We start from the raw sequence: 17483 nt of genomic DNA, 5'->3' as shown, positions 1-17483 counted from the left end.
CTCCGGGCGGCCGGGGGGCGGCCCTGACCCCCGCCCGCCCGCCACGCGGCGAGTATCCGGGGGGGGCGCGCACTGGCGGCCCCCCCCCCGGCCGCCCCCCACCCCCCCCCGTCCAGCAGGTAGTCGTGCAGCAGCGAGATGACCCGGGCCCGCTGCGCGGTCAGGTAGAAGTGCCCGCCGGGCAGCACGTGGAACGCGAACTCCTTGCCGGCCAGCGCCTCCCAGCCGCGGGCCCGCTCGACGCTCACCGTGACGTCGGAGTCCCCGGTGAGCACCACGACCCCGCAGTCCACCGGGCGCAGCGCGGTGGGCCGGTAGGAGTCGATCAGCAGGTAGTCGTTGCGCAGGATCGGCAGCACCATCTCCCGGATGTCCGGGTCGTCGAAGATCGACATCTGGGTCCCGCCGTGGCCCGCGACCGTGGCGAGGAGCTCGTCGTCGCCGCGGGGCAGGGCCGGCGCCCGCCCGGCCGGTCCGTCGCCGGAGCCGGCCGGCGCCTGCGGCGGCGGGTAGCCGGAAAGCACCAGCCGGGCCACCGGCAGGCCCTGCGCGTGCAGGGACTGCACGGTCTCGTACGCGAGCAGCGCGCCCATGCTGTGGCCGAAGACGACCGTCTCGACACCGGGGCGGTCGGTCTCCAGCAGCGCCTGCGTCAGCTGGGCCACCAGGGTCGCGGCGTCCTGGACGAAGGGGTCCTCGATCCGCTCCTCCCGCCCCGGGTACTGGACGAGCTGGAGTTCGACGGCCGCCGAGAGGTGGTTGGCCCAGGGCCGGTAGAAGCCCGCGCTGCCGCCGGCGTGCGGCAGGCAGACCAGCCGCCGGGTCGCCTCCGGGCGCGGCCGGGGGATCACCAGCCAGGGTTGGTCGTCGTTCAAACGGTCACTTCCTTCCGTCGGCCCCGCGGGGCCGTGTCCGTACCGGCCCGGCCGGTCATCCGCAGGCCCGGACGATCTCGCGCAGGGCCTCGTGCATGCGCTGGAGCAGGGCGGTGGCCGCCGCCTCGTCGAACCGGCCGCCCGCGTACACGCAGGACAGCTCCATCCGGCCGCCCTCGACCGCGGCGGCGACGTCCAGCTCGTAGGTGCGGGTCTCGCCCGGCTCGTGGTCGCCGCCGCCGTGGTCCAGGTGGCGCAGGATCAGCCGGTCCCCCTCGGGCAGCTGGTTGTCCCACTGGCCGAGGTAGTTGAAGCCGATCCGGGCCCTGGGCGCGGGGACCAGCAGGTCCTCCCGGGCCTCGGCGGCCGCCGCCAGCCGCAGGACGCCGTGGCCGATGCCGCGGCGCGGGACGGCCCGCAGCCGGCGCTTGGCCACCCGTACGGCGGCGGTCGGCGCCAGCTCCGCGGGCACGTCGAGCAGCACCGGGTAGATCGTGGTGAACCAGCCGACGGTGCGGGACAGGTCGACGCCGTCCAGGATCTCCTCGCGGCCGTGCCCCTCCAGGTCGATCACGGTGCCGCCGTCGCCGGCGTGGCCCTGGGCGGCGAGCGCCTGGGCGAGGGCGGTCAGCAGCACCTCGTGGACCTGCGCGCGCAGCACGCCGGGCACCCGGCGCAGCAGTGCCTCCGTCTCGTCCCCGGTCAGGGTGTGCCGCGCGGTGCGGCGGTCGCCGAACAGGCCGGTGTCCAGGGGCTCCCCGGCGGGCTCGGACAGCGACCGCCAGTGCGCCAGCTCGTCGTCGAAGCCGCCGGTCAGGGCGTGCTCGCGCAGTCGGCGGGACCACTGGCCGAAGGAGGTGGAACGCGGGGCGGGCCTGGCGGGGCGGCCGGCCGCCAGGTCGGCGTAGGCGGAGCGCAGGTCGTCGAGCAGGATGCGCCAGGAGACGCCGTCGACCACCAGGTGGTGCGCGGTGAGGAACAGCCGGGCCGGGCGGTCCGGCCCCAGGTCGGCCAGGACGGCGCGCAGCAGCGGCCCGTCGGCCAGCCGCAGGCCGCTCTGGGCCTGCCGGAACGCCTCGGTGGCGCGCTCCTCGGCGTCCGGCGCCCCGGCGAGGTCGAGCCGCTGGAAGTCCCAGCAGCCGTCGGCCTCGGCCGCCACCTCCTGGGACCAGGTGCCCTCGGCGTCGCGGGTGTAGCGGGCGCGCAGCATGTCGTGCTGCCCGACCAGCGCGGCCAGGGCGGCGCGCAGGGCCTCGGTGTCGGTGCCCGGGACGAGTTCGAACAGCAGCGACTGGTTGAAGTGGCCCGGGTTGACGGTGTGGTGCTCGAAGAACCACTGCTGCACGGCGGTCAGCGGCACGGGCCCGGTGGCGTACGGGTCCTCCTCGGCCGGCCCGCTCTCCCCCGTCCCGGCGGCCTTGGCGAGCGCGGCGACGGTCTTGTGCTGGAAGAGGTCCCGGGCGGTGAAGTGCAGGCCCTCCTGGCGGGCCCGGGCGACCACCTGGGTGGAGAGGATGGAGTCGCCGCCGAGCAGGAAGAAGTCGTCCTCGGCGCCGACGTCCTCGATGCCCAGCACCGAGCGGAACACCTCGGCCAGCACGGTCTCCACCGGGCCGTTCGGCGGGATGGAGACCCTGGTCAGGGCCTCCCGGGCGTCCGGCAGGGCGTCCCGGTCGACCTTGCCGTTGGTGGTGAGCGGCATCGCGTCCATCGGGATCAGCGCGGCCGGCACCATGAAGGCGGGCAGTTCCTCGGTCAGGGCCTCGCGGACCTCGCGGACCGCCTCGCCCCGCTCGCGGCCGGGCGCGGCGACCAGGTAGCCGACGAGCTGCTTGCCGCGGTCGCTCTCGCGGACCACCACGGCGGCCTGGTCGACCGCGGGGTGGCGCTGCATGGCCGACTCGATCTCGCCGGGCTCGACCCGGAAGCCGCGGATCTTGACCTGGTCGTCGGCCCGGCCGCGGAAGTCGATCCGCCCGTCGGGCAGCCAGGCGCCGAGGTCGCCGGTGCGGTAGAGCCGGGCCCCGGGGTCGTCCGCGAAGGGGTGCGGGACGAACCGCTGCTCGGTCAGCTCCGGGCGGCCCAGGTAGCCCTGGGCGACGCCGCGGCCGCCGAGGTGGATCTCGCCGGTGACGGCGGGCGGCACCGGGTTGCCGTGCGGGTCCAGCAGGTAGACCTCGGTGTTGGGCAGCGGCCGGCCGATCGACAGCCGGCTGCCGGCCTCCTCGTCCTGGACCTCGAACATGGTGGCGCCGACGGTGTTCTCGGTCGGGCCGTAGCCGTTGATGAAACGGTGCACCCGCGACCACTTGCGGGCCAGGCCGACCGGGCAGCGGTCGCCGACGGCGAGCACCACCGAGCCGGCGGGCAGCGCCTCGGGCTCGACCGCCGCGAGGGCCGCGGGCGGCAGCGCGAGGACGGTGGGCCGGCCTCCCGCCATGGCGCGCAGCTGCTCGCTGCCCAGCGCCTCGGACTCGTTCGCCGGGAGGGCGAGCGCCGCGCCGGAGACGAGGGCGAGGAAGGTCTCCCAGACCGCGCCGTCGAAGCTGGGCGAGGAGAGCTGGGTCACCGTGTTCTCGGGGCCGGTGCCGACGATCAGCCGGGAGGCGTTGACGACGTTGGTCAGGCCGCCGTGGCCCAGCAGCACGCCCTTGGGCGTCCCGGTGGAGCCGGAGGTGTAGACGATGTAGGCGAGCGCGTCCGGCCCCACCCGGTCGCCCTCGGGCACCGGTCCGGTGTGCGCGTCGAGCTGCGGGCGCAGGTCCTCCAGGATCAGCGGCTCGGCGGCGGACTCGCCCGCGTCGGCGGCCAGCGCGCGTTCGGTGAAGACGAACCCGGCGCCGGTCTCGGCCAGCATCAGCTCCCGGCGGGCGGCCGGGAAGCGCGGGTTCAGCGGCAGGAAGGCGGCGCCCGCCTTGAGCACCGCGAGGGTGGCGGCCACCTGGTCGGGGCCGCGCTCGCAGCACACGCCGACGACGTCGCCGGGGCGGGTGCCGCGGGAGCGCAGCAGCTCGGCCAACAGCCCGGCCCGGCGGTCGAGTTCGGCGTAGCTGAGGCGCTCGTCGCCGCGCACCACCGCGAGGCCGTCGGGGCGTTCGGCGGCCCGCTTGGCCACCAGCAGGTGCACCGGGTCCTGTTCGGGGAAGGCCACCGGGTTGCGGGCCCAGTCCACGGTGAGCCGGTTGTGCTGCTTCGGGTCGAGCAGGTCGAGCCGGCCCAGCTCCTGGTCGGGGTCGGCGGCGATCGAGCCGAGCAGGGTGGTCAGGTGGCCGGCGAAGCGGCGCACCGTGGCCTCGTCGTACAGGTCGGTGCTGTACTCCAGGGCGGACCAGAGGCTGCCGTCGGGGCGCTCCTCGAAGGCCACCACGAGGTCGAAGCCGGTGCTCGCCTGCGGCAGGGCGAGCTGCTCCATGGTCAGCCCGGGCAGGTCGAGGGTCGCCTCGGGGGCGTTCTGCAGGACGATGAGCACCTGGGCGAGCGGCATCCGGCTGGGGTCGCGCTCGGGCTGGACGGCGTCCACCACCCGCTCGAACGGGACCTCCGCGTGGTCGAAGCCGGCCAGCACGGTGTCGCGGACCTGGCCCAGGAAGTCCCGGAAGCCCAGGCCCGGCTCGGTCCGGGCGCGCAGCACCAGGGTGTTGAGGAACAGGCCGACCAGGTCGGCGAGTTCGGGCTCGTCGCGGCCGGCCACCGGGGTGCCGATCGCGACGTCCTCCTGCCGGGAGAGCCGGGCCAGCAGCAGCTGGGTGGCCGCGGTGAGCGTCATGAACAGCGTCGCCGCGGCGGACTCGGTGAGCTCGCGCAGCCCGGCGACGGTCTCCGCCGGGACGCTGAACTCGTGGAAGGCGCCCGCCCCGGTGGGCACGGCGGGGCGCTGCCGGTCGGTCGGCAGCTCCAGCACGGGGACGCCGTCGAGCTGCTCGCGCCAGTAGTCGAGCTGCTCGTCGAGCCGCCCGCCGGAGGCCCGCTCGCGCTGCCACACCGAGTAGTCCGCGTACTGCGGCCCCGTCGCGGGCAGGTCGGGTTCGCGCCCCTGGAGCGCGGCCGCGTAGTACTGGCCCAGCTCGCGGGTGACGATCGACAGCGACCAGCCGTCGTGCGCGATGTGGTGGATGCTCAGGACGAGCACGTGCTCGCGGTCGGAGAGCCGGACGAGGAGGGTCCGCAGCACCGGGCCGGTGCGCAGGTCGAAGGGCCGGCCGGCCTCCTCGCGGACCAGTCGCAGCAGTTCCTCCTCCCGCTCCTCGGGCGTCCCGCCGCCGGCCTCCACGACCGGCAGCGGGATGTCCACGCTCGGGTGCGGGACCTGCACCGGGACGCCGTCCACCTGGTCGTAGGTGGTGCGCAGCGCCTCGTGCCGGTCGACGACGGCGGCCAGCGCGCCCTGCAGCGCGGCGCGGTCGAGGTCGCCGCGCAGCCGCAGCGCGAAGGAGGAGTTGTAGCCGACCGACTCCGGGTCGAACTCGTACAGGAACCACATCCGCTGCTGGGCGAAGGACATCGGCAGCGGGCGGTCGCGGTCGGCGGGGCGCAGCGCGGTGCTCGCGGCGGCCTCGGGGGCGGGCGTCTCGGTGCCCGCCAGGCGGTCCCGCAGCAGGGCCCGCAGGTGCTCGGGCAGGGCCGCTATGCGGTCCTCGCGGGACGTGGACGTCTGGGTTTCACTCATGTCGGTTGCCCCTACTCCGCCGCCGGCGCCGACTGGCGCGCGGCCTCTCGCTCCAGTTCCTCCAGCAGCGCGTCCTCGACGAGTCGCGCGACCCCCGCCACGGTGGGGTTCTCCAGGAGGCTGCGGAAGGCGATCCGGATGCCGAAGGTCTGCTTGATCCTGGTGATCGCCTGCACGCTGGTCAGGGACTGCCCGCCGAGGGCGAAGAAGCTGTCGTGCGCGCCGACCCGCTCCACGTGCAGGGTCTCGGACCAGATCCCGGCGATCAGCTTCTCGGTCTCGTCGCGCGGCTCCACCCACTCCTCGGCGGCCTCGACGGCCGTCTCGGCGGGGTCGGGCAGCGCGGCCCGGTCGATCTTGCCGTGCCGGGTGAGCGGGAAGGACTCCACCTCGGTGAAGGCGGCCGGCACCAGGTGGGCCGGGAGCCGCTCGGCGAGGTAGCCGGTGAGCTCGGCGGCGCCGGGGACGCCGCCAGCGGCCGGCCGCAGGTAGGCGACCAGGCGGGCGTGCTCGGCCTCGCCGCGGACCAGGACGACGGACTCGGCGACGCCCGGGTGGGCGTCCAGGGCCGCGGTGATCTCGCCCGGCTCGATCCGGTAGCCGCGCAGCTTGACCTGGTCGTCGAGCCGGCCGAGGAACTCCAGCCGGCCGTCGGACAGCCGGCGGACCCGGTCGCCGGTGCGGTACAGCCGCTCCTTGGGGTCGAACGGCGCGGCCAGGAAGGCCTGTTCGGTCAGGTCGGGGCGGCCCAGGTAGCCGCGGGCGAGGCCGTCGCCGGCCAGGTACAGCTCGCCGGGCGCGCCGACCGGGGCGAGGTTGCGCTCCGGGTCCAGGACGTAGGCCCGGACGTTCTGGACGGGCAGGCCGAGGACGGGCCGGGGGCTGTCGGCGACCCGGCAGACCAGCGCGTCCACGGTGGCCTCGGTGGGCCCGTAGAAGTTGTAGGCGATCAGGTCGGACTGGGCGCGCAGCCGGTCCCACTGGGCCTGGCCGATCGCCTCGCCGCCGAGCGCCGCGCCGCGCAGCGGGTGGCTGCCGGGGGCGAGCAGTCCGGCGTCGTCGAGCTGGCGGAACCAGGACGGGGTGGTCTGCAGGAAGTCGATCCGCTGCTCGGCGCGGTAGGCGACCAGGGCGTGCGCGTCGCGCCGCACCTCGTCGTCGACCAGGTGCAGTTCGTGGCCGGCGACCATCCACAGCACCGGGTTCCAGGAGGCGTCGAAGGACGCGGGCGCCAGGTGGGCGACCCGGACCTGCCGGTCGCCGCAGGCCTCGCGCAGCGGCTCGAAGACGGTCCGCAGGTGGCTGTCGAGCAGGTTCGCCAGGCTGCCGTGCTCGACCAGCACGCCCTTGGGCTTGCCGGTGGAGCCGGAGGTGTGGATGACGTAGGCGGCGTGCTCCGGGGCGAGGTCCGGGTCGGGGGCGGTGGCGGGCCGGGCCGCGATCGCGTCCCGCTCGCGCTCCGGGACGACCAGGGCGACGTCGGCGGGCAGCGCCAGCGTGGTGCTCGCGGCCTCGTCGGCGATCACCACCCGGGGCTTGACGTCCTCGACCAGCAGCCGCAGGCGCTCGGCCGGGGCGGCCGGGTCCAGCGGGGTGTAGACGCCGCCCGCCTTGAGCACCGCGAGCAGCGCGGTGATCAGGCCGGGGCCGCGCCGCAGGCAGACCGCGACCGGCACCTCGGGGCCGACGCCCCGGTCGGCGAGGTGGTGGGCGAGCCGGTTGGCCCGCTCGTCCAGCTCGGCGAAGGTGATCCGCTCGCCGCCGTGGACCAGGGCGACGGCCTGCGGGGTGGCGGCGGCCTGGCGGGCGAACCGCTCGGGCACCAGGGCGTCGGTGGTGAGCGCGGTGGCGGTCTCGTTGTGGCCGGTGAGCAGCCGCTCCCGGTGGGCGGGGGCCAGCGCGCGCAGCTCGGCGAGGGTGCGCTCGGGCTCGGCCGCGATCTCCTCCAGCAGGGCGCGCAGGTCGCCGGTGACGCGGTCGGCGGTGTCGGCGTCGAAGAGCCCGGGGTCGTAGGCGAGCCGGAAGGAGAGCTGCTCGCCGGCGAAGACCGCGAGCACCATGGCGTAGCTGGTGGGCTCCTGGGAGCGCACGTCACGGATCCGGATGCCCTGGTCGGAGCCCAGCTCGCCGTCGAAGGGGTAGTTCTCGACGACCACGTAGCTGTCGAACAGGTCGACCCCGGCGGGCAGCCCGGTCCAGCCGCGGATCTGCGCCAGCGAGACGTACTCGTAGCTGCGGGCCTGGACCTGGTCGCGCTGGAGGTCGCCCAGCCAGTCGAGGACGGGCTGTTCGGGGCGGACCTCGACCCGCACCGGCAGGTTGTTGATGAACAGGCCGATCATCGACTCGACGTCGGGCAGGTCGGCGGGGCGGCCGGAGACGGCCGAGCCGAAGCAGACCTCCCGCTCCCCCGCGTAGCGCGAGAGCGTCAGCGCCCAGGCGCCCTGGGCGAGCGTGTTGGTGGTGAGCCGGTGGCGCCGGGCGACCTCGGCGAGCCGCTCGGTGACCTCGGGCTCCAGCTGGAAGACGCTGGTCGCCTCGCTGCCCTGGCGGGCCGCCTCCTCGCCGGCCCGGTCGGCCGGCAGGGCGGTCGGGGCGGTGAAGCCGTCGAGCAGCTCGCGCCAGTAGCGCTCGGCGTCGGCCAGGTCCTGCTCGCCGAGCCAGGCGACGTAGTCGCGGAACGGGCGGCGGGCGGCCGGGCCGGGCCGGTCGTGGCCGGTGAGCCGGAGGTAGTCGTCGACCACCTCGGAGACCAGTTCGGCGCTGCTCCAGCCGTCCAGCAGCAGGTGGTGCGAGGTCCAGACGACCCGCAGGGCGCCGTCCGGCTCGTCGATCAGGGCCAGGCGCATCAGCGGCGCCACGGCCAGGTCGATGCCGCGGGTGCGGTCCTCGGCGAGGTAGGCGGCGAACCGCTGCTCGCGCTCGGCCGCCGGCAGGGCGCTCCAGTCCAGCCGCTCGACGGGCACGGTGACGTGCTCGCGGACCACCTGGAGCGGCTGGTCGGTGTCGACCCGGGCGAAGCCGGTGCGCAGCATCGGGGTCCGGTCGGCGAGGCGCTGCCAGGCCTCGGCGAAGGCGTCCGCGTCCACGCCGCCCTCCAGCAGGAAGGACAGCTGGCCGAGGTAGACGCCCTCGCCCTCCTCGGTGAGGCTGTGGAACAGCAGGCCGTGCTGCATCGGCGTGGCCGGGTAGAGGTCGGCGATCCGGCCCAGGGCGGTCAGTTCGTCCAGCAGCGGCTGGTCGACCCGGGCGAGCGGGAAGTCCGAGGGGGTGGCCCCGGAGGCGGCGGCGCCGGCCTCGCGGCAGTGCGCGACGATCCCGCGCAGGGCCTCGACGAGCTGGTCGCCGACCCGCTGGACGGTCTCGGTGGTGTGGGTCGCGGTGGAGTGGAACAGCTCGAAGCCGAGCTTGCCGTCGCGCACGTACGCCACGATGTCGAGCGGGTACTCCAGCAGTTCCCCGGGCGCCTGCTCGGTGCCGTAGCCGAGCCGCACGTCGTGCAGCAGGCCGCCGTCGTGGCCGTCGACGACCCGGCCGAGGTAGTTGAAGCCGACCTGGGCGCGAGGGCCTTCGGCGAGCAGCTCCCCGGGCGCCCCGGCCGGGCTGAGGTGGCGCAGCGCGCCGTAGCCGATGCCGCGCTGCGGGACGGCCCGCAGCTGCTCCTTGACGGAGCGGAGCCGGGCGCCCCAGTCGGCGCCGTCGGCGGTGTCCAGGGCGACCGGGAAGGAGGTGGTGAACCAGCCGGTGGTGCGGCTCAGGTCGACGTCGTCGAAGATCTCCTCGCGGCCGTGGCCCTCCAGGTCCACCAGGACGGCGGAGCGGCCGGTCCAGTCGGCGAGCACCCGGGCGAGCGCGGTCAGCAGGACGTCGTTGACCTGGGTGCGGTAGACCGCGGGGACCTCGCGCAGCAGCGCGTCGGTGCTCTCCGCGTCCAGGCCGACCCGGACGGCGGCGGCGGTGGCGACGGTCGGGGTGCCGGTGAGGTCGGCGGGCAGCGGCTCGCCGCCGGCGCGGCCGGCCGCGAACCAGTGGTCCAGCTCCTCGTCGAAGCCGCCGACCGCGGTGTGCTCGGAGAGCCGGCGGGACCAGTCGAGGAAGGAGGTGCCGCGCGAGCCGAGGTCGACCGGCCGGCCCTCGGCGGCCTGCCGGTAGGCCGTCTCCAGGTCGCCGAGCAGGGTCTGCCAGGAGACCGCGTCGACCACCAGGTGGTGGGCGGTGAGGAAGAGCCGGGCGCCGGCGGTGCCGCCGAGGTCGGCCAGCACGGCCCGCACCAGCGGGCCCTCGGCCAGGTCGAAGCCGGACTGGGCGGCGGTCGCGGCGGCCAGCAGCGCGCCCTCCGGGTCGGCCTCCAGGGTGAGGTCCAGCCGCTCCAGCGGCCAGCCGTCGCCGGGGGCGGCGATCTCCTGCTGCCAGCGGCCGTAGACGGTGCGGAAGCGGGTGCGCAGGGCGTCGTGGTGGGTGAGGAGCGCGTCGAGCGCGGTGCGCAGGTGCGCCTCGTCGGGGAGTTCGCGCAGCTCGGCCAGCACGGACATGGTGCTGTGCTGGGGGGCCTCGGTGTGGTGTTGGAAGAAGGCGCGCTGGATCGGGGTCAGCGGCGCCCTTCCGGTGACGGGTTCGGTGTTCACGCCGGCCGGCTCCTCGGGTTCGTGGGTCGAGATCGCGGCGGCGATCCCGGCGATGGTCTGGTGGCTGAAGATGTCCTGCGAGCTGAGGCGCAGTCCCAACTGCCGCGCCCGGGAGACGACCTGGATGCTCAGGATCGAGTCACCGCCCAGGTCGAAGAAGTTGTCGTCGACGCCGACCTCGGGCACCCGGAAGACCTCCGCCCAGAGCCCGGCGAGCGCCTGCTCGGCGGGGTTGCGGGGGGCCGTCCTGGTGGTGGCCGGGCGGTCGTCGGCGGCCGCGGCCGGCAGCGCCCGCCGGTCCACCTTGCCGTTGGCGTTCAGCGGCAGCCGGTCGAGCCGGACGAAGGCCTGCGGCACCATGTGGCGGGGCAGCGAGCCCTCCAGGTAGCGGCGCAGCTCGGCGCTCTCCGGTGCGGTGCCGGGCCGGGGCACGACGTACCCGGTCAGGACGGCGCCCGGCTCGGAGCGCAGCGCCGCGACGGCCTCCAGGACGTCGGGGTGGCGGCGCAGGACGGCCTCGATCTCGGCGAGTTCCACCCGGAACCCGCGGATCTTGACCTGGTCGTCGCCGCGGCCGAGGAACTCGACGTCGCCGGTGGGCAGGAAGCGGGCCTGGTCGCCGGTGCGGTAGAGCCGGCCGTCGGGGTGGGGCGTGAACGGGTCGGCGGAGAAGCGCTCCTCGGTGAGGTCGGGGCGGCCCAGGTAGCCCCGGGTGACGCCGCTGCCGCCGAGGAAGAGCTCGCCGACGACGCCGACCGGCAGCGGCTCCAGGTCCGCGTCCAGGACGTACATCCGGGTGCCCGGGATGGGCCGGCCGATCGGCACGGACGCGACGTCCGGCAGGCTCTGCGGGGTGACGGTGAAGTACGAGGACTCGACGGTGGCCTCGGTGACGCCGTAGGAGTTGAGCACGACGGTGCCGGGGGCGACGCTCTTCAGCAGCCGCCGGCAGTCGTCGGTGCGCCAGTTGTCCGAGCCGACGGCCAGGTAGCGCAGCGGCGGGAAGGCCCGGCCGGTGCGGGCGGCCTCGTCGGCCAGCGCGTTGGCCAGCGAGGGCACCGTCTCGACGTGGGTGACGCGCTGGCGCTCCATCAGGTCGAGCAGGTGCACCGGGTCGGTGGTGGCGTCCTTCGGGCAGAGCACCAGGGCGCCGCCGGTGGTCAGCGCGTGCGTCAGGTCGGAGACGAAGACGTCGAAGGCCATGCTGGCGAGGTTGAGCTGGCGGACGGGGCCGCGGTCGAGCCGGTAGGCCTCGCGCCAGGCCGCGGCGGCCCGGGCGACGCTGCGGTGCTCGACCGTGACGCCCTTGGGCTTGCCGGTGGAGCCGGAGGTGTAGATGACGTAGGCGAGGTTGTCCGGGGTCACCTCGGTGCTGGGCGCCTCGGCGGGCCAGCTGTCGATCTCCTCGCGGTCGGCGTCCAGGCAGAGCACGGTCGCGTCGCACAGCGGGAGCCGCTCGGCGAGGTCCCGCTGGGTGACGAGCATCGCGGCGGCGCTGTCGTCCAGCACCAGGCGCAGCCGCTCGGCGGGGTGGGTGGGGTCCAGCGGCAGGTAGGCGGCGCCGGCCTTGAGGACGCCGAGGGCGGCGACGACGGTGTCCGGGCCGCGGTCCAGGCAGATCGCGACGACGGTCTCCGGGCCGATGCCCTGGCCGACGAGGTGCTGGGCGAGCCGGTTGGCCCGGGCCTCCAGTTCCGCGTAGGTCAGCACGGTCTCCTCGAAGACCACCGCCTCGGCGTCCGGGGTCTGCTGCGCCTGCTCGGCGATCAGCTCGTGCAGGCAGGCGTCGGCGCCCGGGGTGCCGGTGTCGTTCCACTCGTACAGGACGCGGTCGCGGGCGCGCAGCGACAGCATCGGGACGTCGCCGACCCGCTGGCCGGGGGCGGTGGGCATGCTGCCGAGCAGGACGGCGAGCTGGTCGGCGAGCACCTCGGCCTGGGCGCGGTCGTAGAGCGCCGGGTCGTAGGAGAGCAGCAGGGTCAGCGAGCCGTCGTCGTCGTAGGCGGTGAGGTCCAGCGTGAAGCTGGTGGTGTCGACGGCGCGGACGTCGCTGAGGCGCAGTCCGTGGCGTTCGGCGGCGGCCCCGTTGCCCGGGTAGTTCTCGAACACCACCAGGGTCTGGAACAGCGCGCTGCCGCGCGGGACCTTGCTGCTGCGCTGGATCTCGGCGATCGAGGAGTACTCGAAGCGCCGGGATTCGGCCTGCTCGGCCTGGAGGGCCGCCAGCCACTCCACCAGCGGGGCGTCCTGGTCGACCTCGGTGCGCAGCGGCAGGGTGTTGAGCAGGTTGCCGACCATGGTGTCGGCGCCGGGCAGCTCGGTCGGGCGGCCGGCCACGGTGGTGCCGAAGCAGACGTCGCGCTGCCCGGAGTGGCGGGCCAGCAGGATCGCCCAGGCGCCCTGGACGGCGGTGTTGAGGGTGAGCCGGTGGCGGCGGACCATCGCGACCAGCGCGTCGGTCTCGGCGCCGGACAGGCCCACCCGGACCTGCCCGGCGGACTGGGACTCGTGGCCCTGGGGCACCGAGCGGCCGAAGGGCAGCTGGGTCGGCGCGTCCAGGTCGCCCAGCAGGGCGCTCCAGTGGGCGGCGGCCGCGGCCTTGTCCTGCCGGGCCAGCCAGGCGACGTAGTCGCGGAACGGCCGGCGCTCGGGCAGGGCCGGGGCCTTGCCCCTGCCGTCGGTGAGCGCCTGGTAGGCGGCGAAGAGGTCGGCGAACAGGTGCGAGGTGCTCCAGCCGTCCAGGACGGCGTGGTGGAAGGTCCACACGACGCGGACGGTCCGCTCGTCCTCGCGGGCGAGGGCGAGGCGCATCAGCGGCGCCCGGGACAGCTCGATCCCGGTGGCGCGCTCCTCGTCGATCAGCGCCTTGAGCCGGCGGTCCAGTTCGGCGGCGGGCAGGCCGGTCCAGTCGAGGTGGCGCACCGTCAGCCGGGCGGAGCGCTCGACCACCTGGACGGGCTCGGGGACGCCGTCCCAGACCAGCCGGGTGCGCAGCGCGGGGGTGCGGTCGACCACCTGCTGCCAGGCGGCGGCCAGCGCGTCGACGTCGCGGACGCCCTCCAGCCGGAAGGCGACGTGGTCGGAGTAGGCGCCGACGCCGTCCTGGTTGAGGGTGTGGAAGAGCATCCCGCTCTGCATCGGGGTCAGCGGGTGGATGTCCTCGACGGCGGAGCCGGCCGGCACCAGCCGGTCGACGGTCGCCTGGTCGAGGGTGAGCAGCGGGAAGTCGCCGGGGGTGGCGCCGCCGGCGCCGGGGGCCAGGCAGTGCTCGACGAGTTCGGTCAGGGCCGCCGCGAAGTCGTCGGCGAGCCGCTGCACGGTGGCCTGGTCGTGGCGCTGCGGCGCGTAGTGGAAGTCGAAGGTCAGCACGCCGTGCCGGACCTCGCCGACGATGTCCAGCAGGTGCGGCCGCTCCTCGTCCGGGTGGTGGTCCAGGCCGTAGTCGGGTTCGACGGCGCGGAACAGCTCGCTCCCGGCCGCGGCGTCGCTCCACTGGCCGAGGTAGTTGAAGCTGACCTGGGGCTGCGGCGCCGCGGCCAGGGCGGCGGCCTGCGGCTGGTCGCCGCGCAGGTAGCGCAGCGGGCCGTAGCCGGCGCCGCGGCCGGGCACGGCGCGCAGCAGTTCCTTGGTGTCGCGGATGAGCCGGCCGAGCGGGCGGTCGGCCGGGGACTCCAGCAGCACCGGGAAGATCGAGGTGAACCAGCCGACCGTCCGGGAGACGTCGGTGCCGTCGAGGATCTCCTCGCGGCCGTGGCCCTCCAGGGTGATCAGGGTGCGGGCCCGGCCGGTGAAGCGGGCGAGTGCGCGGCCGAGCGCGGTCAGCAGGACGTCGTTGACCTGGGTGCGGTAGACGGCGGGCACGTCCTGGAGCAGTTGCCGGGTGCGCTCGGCGTCGAGGCCGGCCGAGACGGCGCGGGTGTCGCCGACGCTGTTGCGGCCCTCCCGGTCGGTGGGCAGGTCGGCGGAGCCGGCCGGCACCGGGCGGGCCCAGTGCGCCAGTTCGTCGTCCAGGCCGCCGTCCCGGGTGAAGGCGGCGAGGCGGCGCGCCCAGCCGCGGTACGAGGTGCCGGCCGGGCCGAGGTCGACGTCCTCGCCGCGGACGGCCTGCCGGTAGGCGCTCTCCAGGTCCTCCAGGAGGATCCGCCAGGAGACGCCGTCCACGGCCAGGTGGTGCACGGTGAGCAGCAGCCGCGCGGGCTCGCCGGCGCCGTGGTCGAACAGCAGGGTGCGCACCAGCGGCCCTTCGGCCGGGTCGAGCGAGGCCTGCGCGGCCTCGGCGAGGGTGCGCATGGCGGCGGCGCGCTCGCCGGGGGCGGCCTGGTCGAGGGTGATCCGCTCGATCCGGGCCTCGGCCGGCACGGCGTCGGCGTCCGGCGCGGTGACGGTCTGGACCCGCCGGCCGTCGGGGCCGGTGGCGAAGCGGGTACGCAGGGCCTCGTGCCGGCGGACCAGGCCGGCCAGGGCGCGGGCCAGCGCGGGTTCGTCGACCGCGCCGTCCAGGGTGATCAGCACGGACTGGTTGAAGTGGTGGGCGCCGCGGGTGTGGTGGGCGAAGAACCACTCCTGGACGGGGCCGAGCGGGGCCGGCTCGTGGTCGTCGGCGTCGACCTGGACGACCGGGGCCTGCTCCACCGGGCGGGCGGCGCGGGCGAGGTCGGCGAGCGACTGCCGGGAGAAGATGTCCTTCGAGGTGATGACGAGTCCGGCCCGGCGGGCCCGGGCGACCACCTGGATGCTCAGGATGGAGTCGCCGCCGAGTTCGAAGAAGTTGTCGTCGGCGCCGACCTTGCCGATGCCGAGCACCTCCGACCAGACCTCGGCGAGCGCCTGCTCGGCCGGGTCCTCGGGGGCCCGGTAGTCCTCCCGCTCCAGGGGGGCGTCCGGCGCCGGCAGGGCCCGGACGTCGACCTTGCCGTTGGGGGTGAGCGGGAAGGCGTCGAGGGTGGCGAAGGCGGTCGGGACGCTGTAGGAGGGCAGCCGCTGCTCGGCGAAGGCGCGCAGGTCCAGCGGCGCGATGACGGCGCCGGGCTCGGCGCGCAGGTAGCCGACCAGCCGCTTGTGGTCGCCGTCCGCGAGGGCGACCACCAGGGCCTCGGCCACCGCGGGGTGGGCCTCCAGGACGGCTTCGACCTCGCCGGGCTCGATCCGGTAGCCGCGGACCTTGACCTGGGTGTCGGCGCGGCCGAGGTACTCGACCAGGCCGTCGGCCCAGCGCACCACGTCCCCGGTGCGGTACATCCGCTCGCCGGGCTCCGCCGCGAACGGCGAGGGCTGGAAGCGCTCCTCGGTCAGCTCCGGGCGGCCCAGGTAGCCGCGGGCGACGCCGGGGCCGGCGATCCAGAGCTCGCCGGGCGCGCCGGGCGGGACGGGGCGGCGGCGCTCGTCGAGGACGTACACCGCCGTGTTGGAGATCGGGCGGCCGATCGGGATGGCGCGCACGCCGTCGGTCTCGCGGATCAGGTGGGAGACGGCGAAGGTGGTGGTCTCGGTCGGGCCGTAGCCGTTGACCAGCCGCTGCGGCGGGGCGCCGCCGGCCAGCAGTTCGGCGATCCGGCGCGGGTTGAGCGCCTCGCCGCCGACCAGCAGGTGGCGCATGCCGCCGAAGGCGGTGGGCTCCAGGCCGACGACCTGGTTGAAGACGCCGGCGGTGAGGAACATCGCGGTGGCGCCGGTCGAGCGCAGTGCGGCGGCGAAGGCCGGCGGGTCGAGCAGGACGTCCTTGGTGATGACGGCGATCCGCGCCCCGGCCACCAGCGGGCCCCAGAACTCGAAGGTCGCCGCGTCGAAGGTGGCGTCGGCGACCTGCGCCACCACGTCGTCGGCCGCCAGCGGGGCGTAGTCGGCGCCGCGGACCAGCCGGACGATGGAGCGGTGCTCGACCACGACGCCCTTGGGCCGGCCGGTGGAGCCGGAGGTGTAGATGACGTAGGCGGCGCTCTCGGGCCCCGCGTCGGTGGCCGGCGGCCCGGCCGGGAGGGCGGCCAGCTCGGCGGTGCGCTCGGCAGGCAGCAGGGCCGGGACGGCCAGGTCGGGCAGCCGTTCGAGCAGCTCCCGGTCGGTGACGCAGAGCGCGGCCCCGGTGTCCGCGAGCATGAACTCCAGCCGGTCGGCCGGGTAGTCCGGGTCCAACGGCACGTAGGTGCAGCCGGCCTTGAGCACGGCCAGCAGGGCGACGACCAGGCCGGTGCCGCGGGGCAGGCAGACCGCGACGTGCTGGCCGGGGCGGGCGCCGTGGTCGAGCAGCAGCCGGGCCAACCGGTCGGCCTGCTCGTCGAGTTGACGATAGGTCAGCTCACCTTCGGCGGCGGTGACGGCGATGGCGTCGGGGGTGGCCGCGGCCTGCTCGGCGACCAGCGAGTGGACGGTCCGGTCGGCCGGGTAGGGCACCCGGTTCTCGGCCCAGTCGCGGGTGACGGTGTCGAGTTCGGCGGCGGTGAGCAGCGGCAGGTCGCCGACCGGGCGGTCGGCGTCGGCGGCGACGCCCGCCAGCAGGAGCAGCAGCCGGGTGCAGAGCGCGTCGACGGTCGAGGCGTCGAACAGGTCGGTGTTGTACTCGACCGTCCCGCCCAGCGTGCCGTCGGCGGCCGGGGTGAACTCCAGCGTCAGGTCGAAGATGGAGGACACCGAGGGCGCGCGGAACTCCTCGACGGCCGGGCCGCCGAAGTCGGGCAGGGCCCCGGGGTCGTTCTGGAGCACGAGGGCGGCCTGCACCAGCGGGGTGCGGCTCGGGTCGCGCTCGGGCTGGATCTCGTCCACCAGCCGGTGGAAGGGGACGTCCTGGTTGCTGAGGGCGTCCCAGAGCTGGTCGGTGGTGCGCTCCAGCAGGTCGCCGAAGGCCTCGTCCAGGTCGATCCGGCCGTGCAGGACCAGGGTGTTGACGAAGAAGCCGACCAGCGGCTCCAGTTCGGTGCGGTCGCGGCCGACCGACACGGTGCCCAGGCCCACGGTGCGCTGGCCGGTGTGCCGGGCCAGCAGCACCTGGGTGGCGGCGGCGAGCACGGCGAAGAGCGTGGTGCCGCGTTCGGCGCCGAGCGTGTCGAGGCCGGCGGCGACCTCGGCGTCGACCTGGAAGGTGTGCAGGGCGCCGACGGTGGTGCGCACCGCCGGGCGGGGCCGGTCGGTGGGCAGCTCCAGCGGCTGGATGTCCGCCAACTCGTCGCGCCAGTAGTCCAGTTGCCCGGCCAGGCGGTCTTCGGTGCAGCGCTCGCGCTGCCAGCGGGAGTAGTCGCGGTAGCTGACCGGCAGCGGGGCGAGGGTGTGGGGGCGGGCCGCGCCGGCGGCCCGGGGCGGGGGGGCGAGCTCGCGCGGCGGCGCGCG

General features: G+C 75.5%; 3 protein-coding genes. All 3 read right to left on the bottom strand.

What is annotated here, in order from left to right:
* Positions 1 to 875 (bottom strand): thioesterase II family protein (locus ACFV6I_RS16280; RefSeq protein ID WP_380425821.1); only part of this gene is annotated, 875 nt, incomplete at its 3' end.
* A gap of 55 nt (positions 876 to 930) precedes the next feature.
* The gene (locus tag ACFV6I_RS16275) at positions 931 to 5541 is read right to left on the bottom strand and encodes an amino acid adenylation domain-containing protein (protein ID WP_380425819.1); all 4611 of its coding nucleotides are present in this window, start codon (positions 5539 to 5541) and stop codon (positions 931 to 933) included.
* An 11-nt stretch (positions 5542 to 5552) separates the two neighbouring features.
* Positions 5553 to 17411 carry an amino acid adenylation domain-containing protein gene (locus ACFV6I_RS16270; protein WP_380425837.1) on the bottom strand — a complete coding sequence of 3953 codons (11859 nt, stop codon included), beginning with the start codon at positions 17409 to 17411 and terminating at the stop codon, positions 5553 to 5555.
* Between the last annotated feature and the right edge of the window lie 72 nt (positions 17412 to 17483).

The sequence above is a fragment of the Kitasatospora sp. NPDC059803 genome (assembly GCF_042732255.1).
Taxonomy (GTDB): Bacteria; Actinomycetota; Actinomycetes; order Streptomycetales; family Streptomycetaceae; genus Kitasatospora.
The sequence above is the reverse complement of the archived record's forward strand: the minus strand, read 5'-3'. Positions and strand labels throughout refer to the sequence as shown.